The organism is Kordia sp. (assembly GCF_022447245.1).
GTDB lineage: Bacteria > Bacteroidota > Bacteroidia > Flavobacteriales > Flavobacteriaceae > Kordia.
The window spans coordinates 31,774-45,101 of record NZ_JAKVBC010000020.1 but is presented as its reverse complement, the minus strand read 5'-3'; the positions used below and the strand labels follow the sequence as shown (position 1 = coordinate 45,101).

Annotated in this window: 14 protein-coding genes; 10 read left to right on the top strand and 4 right to left on the bottom strand. The window is 33.0% G+C overall.

Annotated features, from left to right (window positions below; genetic code table 11):
• Positions 1-29 precede the first annotated feature (29 nt).
• From MK119_RS14250 to MK119_RS14240, 3 genes are read left to right on the top strand one after another with little or no spacing between them, the layout of a single operon-like run.
• Entirely contained in the window at positions 30-995 is a 966-nt protein-coding gene (locus MK119_RS14250) for an acyltransferase (protein WP_290680017.1), read from the top strand.
• An 11-nt stretch (positions 996-1,006) separates the two neighbouring features.
• On the top strand, positions 1,007-2,206 hold the full coding sequence (locus MK119_RS14245; protein ID WP_290680016.1) for an SGNH/GDSL hydrolase family protein: 1,200 nt from the start codon (positions 1,007-1,009) through the stop codon (positions 2,204-2,206).
• Between the two features lie 14 nt (positions 2,207-2,220).
• On the top strand, positions 2,221-3,048 hold the full coding sequence (locus MK119_RS14240) for a tellurium resistance protein TerC (RefSeq protein WP_290680014.1): 828 nt from the start codon (positions 2,221-2,223) through the stop codon (positions 3,046-3,048).
• A gap of 57 nt (positions 3,049-3,105) precedes the next feature.
• Here MK119_RS14240 and MK119_RS14235 read toward each other — a convergent pair whose 3' ends face one another.
• Entirely contained in the window at positions 3,106-4,107 is a 1,002-nt protein-coding gene (locus MK119_RS14235) for a hypothetical protein (protein WP_290680012.1), read from the bottom strand.
• Between the two features lie 277 nt (positions 4,108-4,384).
• On the opposite strand from MK119_RS14235, the gene rplM reads away from it, so the two are divergent.
• From rplM to tsf, 4 genes are all read left to right on the top strand, one after another.
• Positions 4,385-4,840 carry a 50S ribosomal protein L13 gene (gene rplM / locus MK119_RS14230; RefSeq protein WP_290680010.1) on the top strand — a complete coding sequence of 152 codons (456 nt, stop codon included), beginning with the start codon at positions 4,385-4,387 and terminating at the stop codon, positions 4,838-4,840.
• A gap of 1 nt (position 4,841) precedes the next feature.
• Positions 4,842-5,228: a 30S ribosomal protein S9 gene (gene rpsI, locus MK119_RS14225; RefSeq protein WP_290680008.1), complete on the top strand. Its 387-nt coding sequence runs from the start codon at positions 4,842-4,844 to the stop codon at positions 5,226-5,228.
• A gap of 172 nt (positions 5,229-5,400) precedes the next feature.
• Positions 5,401-6,186 carry a 30S ribosomal protein S2 gene (gene rpsB, locus MK119_RS14220; RefSeq protein WP_290680006.1) on the top strand — a complete coding sequence of 262 codons (786 nt, stop codon included), beginning with the start codon at positions 5,401-5,403 and terminating at the stop codon, positions 6,184-6,186.
• Positions 6,187-6,292: 106 nt separating this feature from the next.
• Positions 6,293-7,258, top strand: coding sequence for a translation elongation factor Ts (gene tsf / locus MK119_RS14215; RefSeq protein ID WP_290680004.1), 966 nt, complete (start codon positions 6,293-6,295; stop codon positions 7,256-7,258).
• Positions 7,259-7,819: 561 nt separating this feature from the next.
• On the opposite strand, the gene MK119_RS14210 is transcribed toward tsf, so the two are convergent.
• The 3 genes from MK119_RS14210 to MK119_RS14200 form a co-directional block, all read right to left on the bottom strand.
• Positions 7,820-8,068 (bottom strand): hypothetical protein, encoded by a 249-nt coding sequence (locus MK119_RS14210; RefSeq protein ID WP_290680002.1) that lies wholly within the window; start codon positions 8,066-8,068, stop codon positions 7,820-7,822.
• A 200-nt stretch (positions 8,069-8,268) separates the two neighbouring features.
• Positions 8,269-8,514, bottom strand: a complete 246-nt coding sequence (locus MK119_RS14205; RefSeq protein WP_290680000.1) for a hypothetical protein — start codon at positions 8,512-8,514, stop codon at positions 8,269-8,271.
• A gap of 245 nt (positions 8,515-8,759) precedes the next feature.
• On the bottom strand, positions 8,760-8,927 hold the full coding sequence (locus MK119_RS14200) for a hypothetical protein (RefSeq protein WP_290679998.1): 168 nt from the start codon (positions 8,925-8,927) through the stop codon (positions 8,760-8,762).
• A gap of 237 nt (positions 8,928-9,164) precedes the next feature.
• On the opposite strand from MK119_RS14200, the gene pyrH reads away from it, so the two are divergent.
• From pyrH to MK119_RS14185, 3 genes are all read left to right on the top strand, one after another.
• Complete coding sequence (gene pyrH, locus MK119_RS14195; protein ID WP_290679996.1) at positions 9,165-9,872, top strand: UMP kinase; 708 nt, start codon at positions 9,165-9,167, stop codon at positions 9,870-9,872.
• 194 nt (positions 9,873-10,066) lie between these two features.
• A complete protein-coding gene (gene frr / locus MK119_RS14190; protein WP_290679994.1) occupies positions 10,067-10,621 on the top strand; it encodes a ribosome recycling factor in 555 nt (184 codons plus the stop codon).
• Positions 10,622-10,783: 162 nt separating this feature from the next.
• Positions 10,784-13,306 (top strand): DUF5686 and carboxypeptidase-like regulatory domain-containing protein, encoded by a 2,523-nt coding sequence (locus MK119_RS14185; RefSeq protein WP_290679992.1) that lies wholly within the window; start codon positions 10,784-10,786, stop codon positions 13,304-13,306.
• Positions 13,307-13,328: the final 22 nt, after the last annotated feature.

Here is a 13,328-nt window from a genome sequence, read left to right as displayed (position 1 = left end):
TATTTAAGCTTCAAAAAGTTAATACTGTTTTGCAAGCTTCCCCTCGAAATTTATTAATAGACATTTTAAAAGTTATAGCCTCATTGCTGGTTGTTGCCTTTCATTGCAATTTTTTATATGACCACAATGAATTTGTAAATTATCTTTTTTTTAAAGGCATCTTTCGACCTGTAATTCCATTTTTTTTCTGTGTCAATGGATTCTTTTTATACACAATATTTAAGAATGGTCGTGTTAAACTTTGGGCCAAGCGCATTGCCATTCTGTATGTGGCATGGATGCTGATTTTCAGCTACTTTTGGGTTATCCCTAATTACAATAGTCCAACAAAGCTGTTATTAAACATTGTTATTGGCTTCAATCATTTATGGTATGTTGCCTCATTTTTAGTCGGCGGATTGCTATTGTACTCCATTCGAAAACTTTCTAACAAAACCTTACTCATAGGTTCCATTATACTGTACATTATAGGATATTTTATTCAAATATTAGGTGATTTAAAACTCGTTACAGAACCTGAACTGCTTGTCAAATTAGTCAACTTTACACCTACACACCGTAATTTTTTATTATTTGATTTGCCATTTTTAGCGCTGGGATATATCATTCGACGTTCTAATTTTCACAAACAGCTAACTAGAAAACAAATCATCCGATTACTAATGCTTAGCGTTGTATTGCTTACCGTAGAGAGTTTGTTTAATTATTATTATAACATAGATCGTTCGTTAAGTATTATATGTCTTTCCTGTTTCATAGCAGCTCCTGTATTATTGTTATCTACATTTTCCTTTACTGTGAATGCTAGGGTAGATAGCAAGTTGTTATCATCGTATTCTATTGGCATCTATTTAGTACATCCATTGATCGTTTTTATTATTAGATATTTTGTTACTTTAGAATCCATATCCTTAACTTTGGTAGCAATTATATTGTCTATTGTTGCTAGTTATTTTTTAATACAGCTCAATAAAAAATTAAAATACATTTTATAAACGACTGTCTTGTGAAACTAAAACTAAAATTTGCTCTAGTTATCTTCAGAAATGTCCTGATCACTTTCTTTTTATTAGAGATTATACTCGGTATTTTTTATAATTACTATGACGAAAGTGGTATTGACGGAAACACAGAACGTATTATTGCTTCTGGTTTATATGAAAACACAGATTTGACAGATGAAGATATTAAAGTAATTTACCGAGAATTGCGTCAACAAGACATGACTTGGGAACCGTATTTACATTATCGTTTTAAACCGATGCAAGGAAAACACAATACGATTTATGCCAACGGACAGCGAAAAACAATTAATCCAAGCTTAAAAGATTCTGCTACAGCTATCAAAATATTTTGCTTTGGCGGTTCTACTATGTATAGTTCTGGAGCAAGAGATGAACATACGATTCCTTCAGAATTAGCGCATTTAATACATAAAAACTTTCCCGATCAAAATGTGGAAGTCACCAACTTTGGTTGTCACGGATATACGCGTGCTACTGAGAATATTCAGCTACAGCGAGAACTTGTAAAAAAGAATATTCCTGATATTGTTATTTTTTATGATGGTGTTAATGAAGTCATTTCAGCTCACCAAAACAATGCCGCTGGTTCGCCAACAAATGCCTACAATCGAAAAAAAGAATTTAAAATTGCACATAGCTACAAAAAACGCATTAAACTACTTATAAAATCTAGTAATTTATACAGATTCATCACCACAATGCAGCGTAAAATATATTCTGGATCTTCTTATATAAAATTAACTGCACGAAATGATTCTTTAGCAATTAATATTGCCGAAAATTACATGGGTTTTGTGCAACTTTCAAAAAATTTAGAAGCTGCGTATGGTTTTAAAGTCTTCAATTTTATGCAGCCGCATATTTACTCAAAAGAAATCCTCTCGGAAGCAGAAAAAGGTTACTTCCAAGAGCAACAGTATTATGAAAACTTATATACATTGGCTTATGAAAATGTACGTAAAGATTCACTAATGATCAACGATGCAACTTTTGTTGATATAAGCAATGCTTTTGATGGGGAAGAAAAAACAATTTATTTTGATTTTTGCCATACAGGCGAATATGGAAATCAACTGGTTGCAGCAAAAATGTTTTCAGCTGTAAAACAAGAATTAGTGCAAAAAGTAGAAGATAGTGTAACAATACCCGAAACCGAACAACTAACAGAAATCAATAAATAACTATATAAAGAAACATGGAACAACTATTAACCGTAGACAGTCTTTTCACTTTATTCATGCTTGTATTATTACAGGCCGTATTAGGATTTGACAACTTATTATACATTTCGTTAGAATCACAAAAAGCACCAAAAGACAAGCAATCATATGTTCGTAAAATGGGTGTTGGTTTGGCAATTATTCTACGAATTGTATTGTTATTTGTTTTACTAGAACTTATTAAATATTTCCAAAAGCCATTTTTATCCTTGCACAGTAATTCATTTTTAGAATTTGATGTCAACGGACATAGTTTGATTGTACTTGCTGGTGGTGTCTTCATAATATACACAGCTGTCAAGGAAATTTGGCACATGATGTTAATGAAAGAACATGCAAAAGTAGAAGATGCTGAAAGCAAAAAATCCGTAAAAAGTGTGATTATATGGATTGTCATTATGAACTTGGTATTCTCGTTTGATTCTATTTTAAGCGCTATGGCATTGACAAGTGATATGGATCCCACACCACAATTAATTTTAATGACTATTGCCATTGTTTTAGGTGGATTTTTAATGATTGTGATGGCAGATAGAGTATCGAATTTCTTGCAGAAAAATAAAATGTATGAAGTATTGGGACTCTTCATTCTATTTATTGTAGGAATCATGTTATTGTCAGAAGGTGGACATTTAGCACATTTAGAATTATTTGGAAACAAAGTAACGCCAATGAGCAAAACAACGTTCTACTTTGTCATTATCACACTAGTGATTGTAGATATCGTTCAAGGTCGCTACCAAAAGAATTTATTAGCAAAAAAAGAAGCCATGGATCGTGCTGCTGAAGAAAAAGAAGCATAGATAGGTTGATTGGTTTATGCTACAACACATTGAGCGTAGCCGAAATGTGATGAAAAGCTATTCCAATCCAATCTCAGACTCTAAAAAATCGCTCAACACCACATTACCATTGTTGTTAATATGTGGATCGTTGGCAAAATATAAGCGATGATCAAACGTATCATTGACTTGAAATACCGATAAAGGATTTATTTGTATGACATTTGTGTATGCTTGTAAGTCCTTTGTTGCTTTAGCGAAGAATGGGTAATTGGATTCTTGAATTTTAATTTCATCTGGAAACGCAGCGCCTAATTGATTCAAATTATCCTTGTAATAAGAGCTTACCTGAGAACAATGTGGAATCCATACTAAATACACAGGAATATCATTCGGAACAGTTTCTAAAAAAGTATGCATTTCATCAAGCCAAATATCATAACGTGATGTAAAAGGTTCTTTTAACATCAATGTGTTATTAAAATATGCTGCATCAAAATATAAAAAACGCTTCGTTCGCTGATCATAATATTCTTCCTTAAAAACATTAGTCGCCATAGTATACGTTCTACTATTTACCCTTGGGCTAAACGCTGCTGCTTTATGATTAAAATATGCCAAGCTTAAAAAATAATCAGAAACTGCCCAATATAAATTCCTTGTTATGGAGAATTTTTCCCAACTCCACAAATGATCTACATCTGTCAAATCGTTCCCAACATATATTTGATAAATAATAGCTTTTGGGTTGTGTTGATTGATCTTTGAACTGGCAAACGTATTTACTTGCCTGATTCCAATACCAGGTACACTTACATTGACAAAAGATACATTTGGATTGTTTGCCCGTAGCTTATCTATATAATTAATGCTTTTAGCTGTAGCAGAAAAGGAATCGCCAAACACCAAAAAGTCTACAGCAGTATTTGACAAATCTGCCTCACTATTCAGATGTGAGGTTTCTGCTTTGTAAAAATCGATCACAGAGTGTCTATACAATACTTCAAACAATAAAAAACTTAACACCATAATAATAATGGCATTACGAATAAACTTCTTTATTTTTGGCAAAAATTTCATTGCTTGCAATTTGACCAAAGATACTTTTAAAATTAAATTTTCAAGTAATTTTTAATCAATTTGAAATACAATTAGTGTACAAACGCATCTTTATATAGAAAGCAGCTATAAAAAACTAATTATTTACGGTTCAGAAACTGAAAAGTAAGCCAATGAAAACCAATACATTCAACTATTTTAAGGAATCTTCAGAATGTATTTGTTATCTACAGAATAAATCTTACCTTTGCGGACTCTTTTAAAGAGATAGGAATGTTTAATTATTAAAAAAATTAGTGTGGATACATTAAGCTACAAAACAATTTCAGCAAACAAAGCTACTGCAGATAAGCAATGGGTTTTAGTTGATGCTGAAGGACAGACGCTAGGGCGTATGGCTTCTAAGGTAGCAAAAATACTTAGAGGTAAGTACAAGCCTAGCTTTACACCACATGCTGATTGCGGAGATAATGTAATTATTATCAATGCTGAGAAAATCAACTTAACTGGAAACAAGTGGACAGACAAAACATACGTTCGTCACACAGGATATCCAGGTGGTCAAAGAACACTTTCTGCTACGGAACTTTACGAAAAAGATCCAGCAAGATTAGTAGAAAAATCAGTGAAAGGAATGTTACCAAAAAACAAATTAGGTAGCGCTTTATTCCGTAACCTTAAAGTGTATGTTGGATCAGAGCACGGACAAGAAGCTCAAAAACCAACTGCAATTAACTTAAATGATTTAAAGTAACATGGAAGTGATTCACAAAATTGGTCGTAGAAAGACCGCTGTTGCTCGTGTTTACGTAAAGCCAGGAACTGGAAACATTACAGTAAACAAAAAAGCATTTGAAACGTATTTCCCAACTCCAACATTACAGTACAAAGTAAAGCAACCTTTTACTTTAACTGAAACAGTTGACGCTTATGATGTAAACGTAAACGTATATGGTGGTGGAACTACAGGACAAGCTGAGGCTGTTCGTTTAGCAATCTCAAGAGTTTTATGTGAGATTGATGCTGAGAACAGATTAGCATTAAAACCAGAAGGATTATTAACTAGAGATCCAAGAATGGTTGAACGTAAGAAATTTGGTCAGAAGAAAGCTCGTAAGAAGTTCCAATTCTCGAAACGTTAATTTTTGGTCGTTTTTTAAAAAAAACGTACTGTTCATTTATTATTGAAATTAAAATCATGTTGTCGTTGTTTCGCAAAAGCGAAATTTAGTTTAGCATCTAAATAGCTAAGACCAATTATAAAATTGCTACTTACCTATTGCTAATTCAACGGAACGTAAACTATTTACAAAAATGGCAAATAACATAGAAGTAAAAGAATTACTTGATGCAGGTGTACACTTTGGACACTTGACAAGAAAATGGGATCCAAACATGGCACCATACATCTACATGGAGCGTAATGGAATCCACATCATCAACTTATATAAGACTGCTGCTAAAATCGACGAAGCTAATGAAGCTTTAAAGAAGATTGCAGCTTCTGGTAGAAAAATTTTATTCGTAGCTACCAAAAAACAAGCAAAAGACATCGTTGCTGAAAAAGCAGGGAAAGCTAACATGCCTTACATCACTGAAAGATGGCCAGGAGGAATGCTAACTAACTTTGTAACGATCAGAAAAGCCGTTAAAAAAATGGCTTCTATTGATAGAATGAAGAAAGATGGGACGTTCATGACTTTATCCAAGAAAGAGCGTTTACAAGTAGATCGTTTAAGAGCAAAATTAGAGAAAAACTTAGGTTCCATCTCTGATATGACTCGTCTTCCAGGTGCATTATTCGTAGTTGACATCAAACGTGAACACATCGCGATTAAAGAAGCTCAAAAATTAAACATTCCAATTTTTGCAATGGTTGATACAAATTCTGACCCAAGAGAGGTTGATTTTGTAATTCCTGCAAATGATGATGCTTCAAAATCAATCGATAAGATTTTAACGCACGTTACTGATGCAGTAATCGAAGGGTTATCTGACAGAAAAGCTGAAAAGGAAGCTAAGAAAGCTGAAAAAGAAGCTGCTGCTGCTCCAAAAGCAGAAAAAGAAGCTGCTGCTCCAGCAAAAGAAGAAACAAAATAATTATTATTTAACGTTGATACGTTCATTCATCAAAGAAAGATAAGTAGCTTTGCTACTCGTTTTGAAGATGCTGAATGGACGTACTAACATTAAAACAATCAATAAAATGGCAAAAATTACAGCCGCAGAAGTAGGTAAATTAAGAAAAGCTACCGGTGCAGGAATGATGGACTGCAAAAAAGCATTAGTTGAAGCAGAAGGTGACTTCGATAAAGCAATTGAAATTCTTCGTAAGAAAGGTCAAAAAGTCGCTGCTAAAAGAGCAGACCGTGATTCTTCAGAAGGTGTTGCTGCTGCTAAAGTAAATGCAGATAATACTGCTGGTGTTGCAATTGTTTTAGGATGTGAAACTGATTTCGTTGGTAAGAATGAAAGCTTTGTTGCTTTAGCAAAAGACTTCGCTAACTTAGCAATCAACTACGCTTCGAAAGAAGAGTTTTTAGCTGCTGATTTTGGCGGTATTACTGTTGCTGATAAATTAACTGAGCAAACTGGTGTAATTGGTGAGAAAATTGACTTAAAAGCTTTTGATAGAATCGAAGCTCCTTATGTTGGTTCTTACGTTCACATTAACAAGATTGCTGCTGTTGTTGGATTATCTGCAAAAGTAGACAACGCTGATGTATTAGCTAAAGATTTAGCAATGCAAGTTGCATCTATGGGTGCTACAACATTATCTTACAAAGATTTTGATCCAGCTTATGTTGCTTCTGAAACTGAAGCTAGAATTGCTGCAATTGAAAAAGATAATGAAGAATTAGAGCGTTTAGGAAAAACATTGAGAAATGTTCCTCAATACATCTCTATGTCTCAATTAACTGAAGAAGTATTAGCACAAGCTGAAGAAAATGCAAAAGCTCAATTAGCTGCAGAAGGAAAGCCAGAGAAAATCTGGGATCGTATCTTACCCGGAAAAATGGAAAGATTCATTTCTGATAATACAACTTTAGACAAAGAGCAGTGTTTATTAGACCAAGACTTTATCAAAGATGAGAAGTCTACAGTTGCTAAATATGTTTCTTCTTATGGAGAAGTAGAAGTAACAGGTTTTAAACGTGCATCTTTAGGATAAGCAAGTTACTCGCAAGAGTTTAGTGATAAAAAAAGGATCGTCAAATTGACGATCCTTTTTAATTTTAATTCAAAATTAAAATAATTAAGCTCCAGTACAATGTCCCCTTGCAGTTCACAAATGTCTTTGCTGGCTTGTATTTGCATAACATGTTGTAAAATCTGTATCTCCAGTTCCATACTCGGCTGAGTCAATGAAATGACAGTACAAGTCAATAAAATTCCTACTGATTGTTTTCACACAACCTACAACATTTGATCCATTGCCATTTCCCTCTTTTACCATGGACAAATTTGAAATTTCCGTATTATTAATACCCATTTTACTTTTTCTTTTTCATAATTGTTAAAGAATTTAAATTATACTTCTTCTTAAAATTAGCTCTGAAATTTCTGCTCTAAAAACTTTTGAAGTCGGTTTTATACAATTTCGACTAGCAAAAATTCACTTACAATAACCTATAAACTTCTAAAAATCAAACATTCTACTTAACAACCTATTTACACAAAAAAAGGATCGTTAATTAACGACCCTATTATTTTTAGATAAAATCTAACAATCTTAACCACACAAGCAATGTGTTTGTTCTGTGCAACCAAGACTTGCAATTGTATCGCCATGACATCCCGTAAGATACGTATCTAAACATTCATCTGTTCCAAATATTAGACAGCATAAATCTAGAAGGTTTCTACTCACAGTGTGTACACAACCCACAGCATTTGATGTGTTGTTGTTTCCTCCTTTTATTCCTGACAAATTTGAAATTTCCGTCTTATTCAGGCTTAAATTCATTTTCTTTTTTTTCATAATTTTTAATTTTAGATTAAACTTCTCCTAAAATTAATCCTGAAATTCCTGTTCAAAAAACTTTTGAAGTCGGTTTTATATAATTACGACTAATAAAAATTTTCCACAATAAGCTTAAAAGCTTCTCTTAACAGACATTATTAAATAAAAAAAGGTTGTCAGAAAATTGACAACCTTTTAATGCTTATGCTTATGTTATATTAGCATGTTTCTCCTATTTGAGTTTTTGGATGTTCACAATCTAAAGCACATGTTCCTTGTCCTACAACCGTAAGACAATTCAATTCTGAATCTGGATACGTTTGGTCGCAACAAATATCATGTACTAAAGTAAAAGAAGCAATACAAAATACTTCTTTACTTGCTATTTCTAAACCTCCTTCGATGTTACTCAAATTTGAAACACTTGTTATCTTTAACTCTAATTTAAATAATTGCTTTTTCATAATAATTTGGTTTTGATGTTAATGATGTTTGAAAAATTTCGCGATTTTTTTCGTTTAAATAGCACCAATTATTATTCCAAGCACTCATTTTTTTTACATTTTAAAGGCTTTATTTTTAAGCGTTCTTAAAAAAGAAAAAAGACCGTCTATTAACGATCTCCTTCTTCGAATTACATAATTTTTAAAATTCTTTTAATGCTAAATACTGACTAAAAACGGCACACTCACATTAAACCATGTACAATTTAAAGTCCTCTATTGGCATCACAACAGAGATCTATGGCAAACGTTACCGATTCAATACAGGTATTTTCTTCACTATATGTTAAATCTCCTCCATTAATTGCAATCAGGCGAGTTAAATTTGAAACTTTTGATTTAGTTAATCCAAATTTTAAACTACGCTTTTTCATATTGTTCCCGTTTTTTATGATTAATGATCTTGAAAAACTACAACTTACTTTTAAAAACTTTAACTACTGTAAACATCTCATATTAAATTCTAATCAATGGAAGTTTTAGATTCACTATTTTATGCGGTCAATTTCTGAATAATTCTTAAAGATGCTAGAAAAGAAAACTTCCTTGCTCAAAAACATTTTTGTAGACTTCTTTATTTGCTATATTTGCAAAACTCATCACAATAAACAATGCAATACAAAAGAATTTTACTTAAATTATCGGGAGAAGCGCTTATGGGCGAAAGACAATATGGAATTGACCCGAAGCGTTTAGCCGAATATGCTGAAGAAATTAAAAAAGTAGTTGATTTAGGAATAGAAGTAGCCATTGTAATTGGTGGTGGAAATATATTTAGAGGTGTTGCTGGAGCAAGTAATGGCATGGACAGAGTTCAGGGAGACCACATGGGAATGCTAGCCACCGTAATTAATGGACTTGCCTTACAAAGTGCTTTAGAAGATGCTGGTATTTACACACGTTTATTAACAGCTTTAGAAATAAAAGAAGTAGCAGAACCATATATTAAAAGAAAAGCTATTCGTCACTTAGAAAAAGGACGTGTGGTTATTTTTGGAGCTGGAACCGGAAATCCATACTTCACAACAGATTCTGCCGCAGTATTACGTGCTATAGAAGTCAATGCGGATGTTATTTTAAAAGGAACACGTGTTGATGGTATTTACAATGAAGATCCTGAAAAAAATACAGAAGCCATCAAGTTTGATCATATTTCTTTTGATGAAGTATTGAAAAAAGGACTAAAAGTAATGGACACCACTGCTTTTACGCTAAGTCAAGAAAATGAATTGCCTATTATTGTATTTGACATGAATACCAAAGGGAATTTAATGAAAGTAGTTTCAGGAGAAAATATAGGAACTAAGGTAAACCTATAATCAACTGCTTCGAGACCAACATGCTAAACCGTTAAGATGGGATTTCCACACATGCGTAAAGCATTTAAATCTCTATTATCGAGTAAAACTGGCTTGGTTTTTGATTTTATTCGAGCAAAACAAAAAATTATTTTAAATTAGTGCTAAATAATTATGTAGTTGTTACCGCTACATTCAATAATTAAAAGAATAGTATGAACGAAGACGTTAAATTTATTATAGATACGACAAAAGAATCCATGGATAATGCAATTGGGCATTTAAATAAGCAATTATTAGGTATTAGAGCTGGAAAAGCTTCGCCTGCTATGTTGTCAAGTGTAATGGTTGATTATTATGGTTCACAAACACCTTTATCACAAGTTGCAAACGTAAATAGTACAGATGCACGTACCATTACAATTCAACCTTGGGAAAAAAGTATGATTCAGGAAATTGAAAAAGGAATCATGGTCGCAAACCTTGGATTTAACCCAATGAACAATGGAGAATCCGTAATTATCAACGTGCCAGCATTAACAGAAGAACGTCGTAAAGAATTGGCAAAACAGTCTAAATCTGAAGCCGATCATGCAAAAGTTGGAATTCGTAATGCAAGACAAGAAGCAAATAAAGAAGTAAAAAATCTTGACATTTCTGATGATGCAAAAAAGAATGCAGAAATAGACATTCAAGCATTAACAGATAGTTATGTAAAAAAGATTGACGAAATTTATACCGTGAAAGAGAAAGAAATCATGACTGTATAAAAACGTTAAACTTATAATAAACTAATTGTAAAGCGACCAGTGGTCGCTTTATTTTTTGTAACATTATACCATATATTTCGTTATAAGAAAAAGGTCGCTCCATAGAATATATTGATTGTAAACGACCAATTATATTTAGACCACTAAAACATACCCTAATAGATGAAAAAATCAATACTGATTTTTATTGTATTACTTAGTTCTTTTGCTGCCATTGCGCAAAAAAGCATTTCAGGAATTATCATTGACGCAGAATCAAAAGAATCTCTACCATTTGCGAATATCTATATCTCCAAAACAAAAGGGACCATCACAGATGCAGAAGGAAAGTTTACCCTAAATCTTAAAAAAGAGATTACCTCTATCAAGGTTTCTTATATCGGCTACAAAACAGTTACAATTCCTGTAGAGCAAAACATTACGTATCTTAAAATACGTTTACAACCTACACAAGAAGCCTTGGATGCTGTTGTGCTTTATAACAAAGAGAATCCTGCTTTACAAATTATGCGCGACGCTATTGATCGCAAGAAAGACAATGATCCCGAGCGCAAATTAAATTCGTTCAAATTAAACGCGTATAACAAACTATTAGTAACTGCGAATCCTGATTCTATCAACGGGCAAATTGATTCTATTTACACTAAAAAAGATGGAAAATTAGTCTTCAAAGAAGTTGATTCCTCAAACTATAGTTTTAAAAAAGACTTAACACGAAGTCACATTTACATGACCGAAAAGGTAAGTGAAGTTTCGTTTAGTTCGTCCAAAGGAAAACGTGAAAAGATTTTAGCCACACGAATGGCAGGTTTTAAAGAACCTATTTATGAAATATTAGGAATTAAAATTCAGTCATTCTCATTTTACAATAACAGATATGAGCTTTTTGGAACCGAATATCCAGGTCCAATGGCAAACAATGCACTTTCTAAATACAATTATAAAATATTAGATACGGTAAGCAACAATAATCGCGAATCGTATATGATTTATTACAGTCCGCAGAAAAAAGGAAAAACTTCTGGACTAGAAGGTATTTTATATATTGACCGTGAATCGTATGCGCTACAAAAGGGAATTGCTGAAATAAAAGGTGTAATCGATATCAAAGCCGTACAAAATTTTGATTATAATTCAACATTTAAAGTTTGGTTTCCTACCGATAAAGAAATTCAAATTCGAAAAGGAAAAACAGATGATTCTGTATCACTTTTTGGACAGGCAGTTAGTGTATCTCGTGGTACTCCACAAGACAGTACCAAAACCTTCAGAACCAACAAACAAGATGTTGACAATTTTGTGTATTTAAGTTCAAAAACCAAAAATTTTGACTTAAAGATCAACGAACCTGTAAAAATTCGTGGGCGTGGCTTGGCGATTGAGATTGAAGATCAAGCACACAATAGAGATGAAGCGTATTGGAATAAATTCCGTACAGACAGTATTACCAAACGCGGGAAAGAAACTTACGTAGTATTAGATAGTATTATTGCAGAAGATGGCGTTGAAAAAGATATTTATCTCGCACGAAAATTGCTGAAAGGATATTATCCAACAAAATATGTAGATCTGGATTTACGGTACTTGGTAAAATACAACAATTACGAAGCTTTCCGTTTAGGACTTGGTGGTGTAACCAATGCTAATTTTTCTACCAAATATCGTCTAAATGGATATGGTGTATACGGAACACGCGACAAAGATTTTAAATTTGGAGTTGGCGCTGCTGCGCGATTGGATAAACGAACACAAACCTGGTTTGGAATGTCATATACCGATGACTTGGTAGAAACAGGAAGTTCACGTTTTATTACAGACAGACGTGCTTTTTCACTGTTTGAACCGCGATTGTTCAATATTGATCTCTTTTATGAAACTAGACGCTTAACCGCAAATATTGAGCATCAAGTCACAGCAAAAACGCATGCAAATTTGATGATTTCAAAAAGTAATGTAGAATCTACGTATGATTATGGTTTTGTAAAAGGCGGTGAAATTTTCAACTCTTACGAAATCACTGAAGCTACATTATCTGTGCAATGGAATCCATTTAGTGAGTATATGCAAACCCGTCATGGGCGTAATGAAATCAAAAGAGGATTTCCTCAATTTGCGTTCCAAGCTACTAGAAGCTTTGATGGTCTTTTTGGTGGTAATTTTAACTATACGAAGTTTGATGCACGTATTGTACATGAAATTCGACCTATTGACAAAGGTGTTACGACTTTCTTGGTAAAGGGTGGTTTAGGTTTAGGTGATATTCCGATTTCACATTTATACCATACATCACCAAACAATCCAAACAAAGATGTACTCTTACAACGTTTTTCAATTGCAGGAAGAAATAGTTTTGAAACCATGTATTTCAATGAATTCTTTTCAGATAAATATGCCATGGTTCAGGCAAAACATAAATTTAAACCATTCAAAATTACGCGTGGTTTTAGACCAGAATTGACATTAATTTCACGATTTGCCATTGGTGATGCTAAAGACATTGAACGCCATTTAGGTCAAAACTTCGATTCATTAAAGCACGGATTTTCTGAATCTGGATTTGAAATCAATAAGCTATTTGCTGGTTTTGGATTGAGTTTTATGTACAGATATGGTGCGTATCATTTGCCAAAATTTGAAGATAATTTATCATTTAAGTTTACCTATTATTTTAGTTTAGGTTTTTAAGCCTGCCTTCATTCGTTTTTGC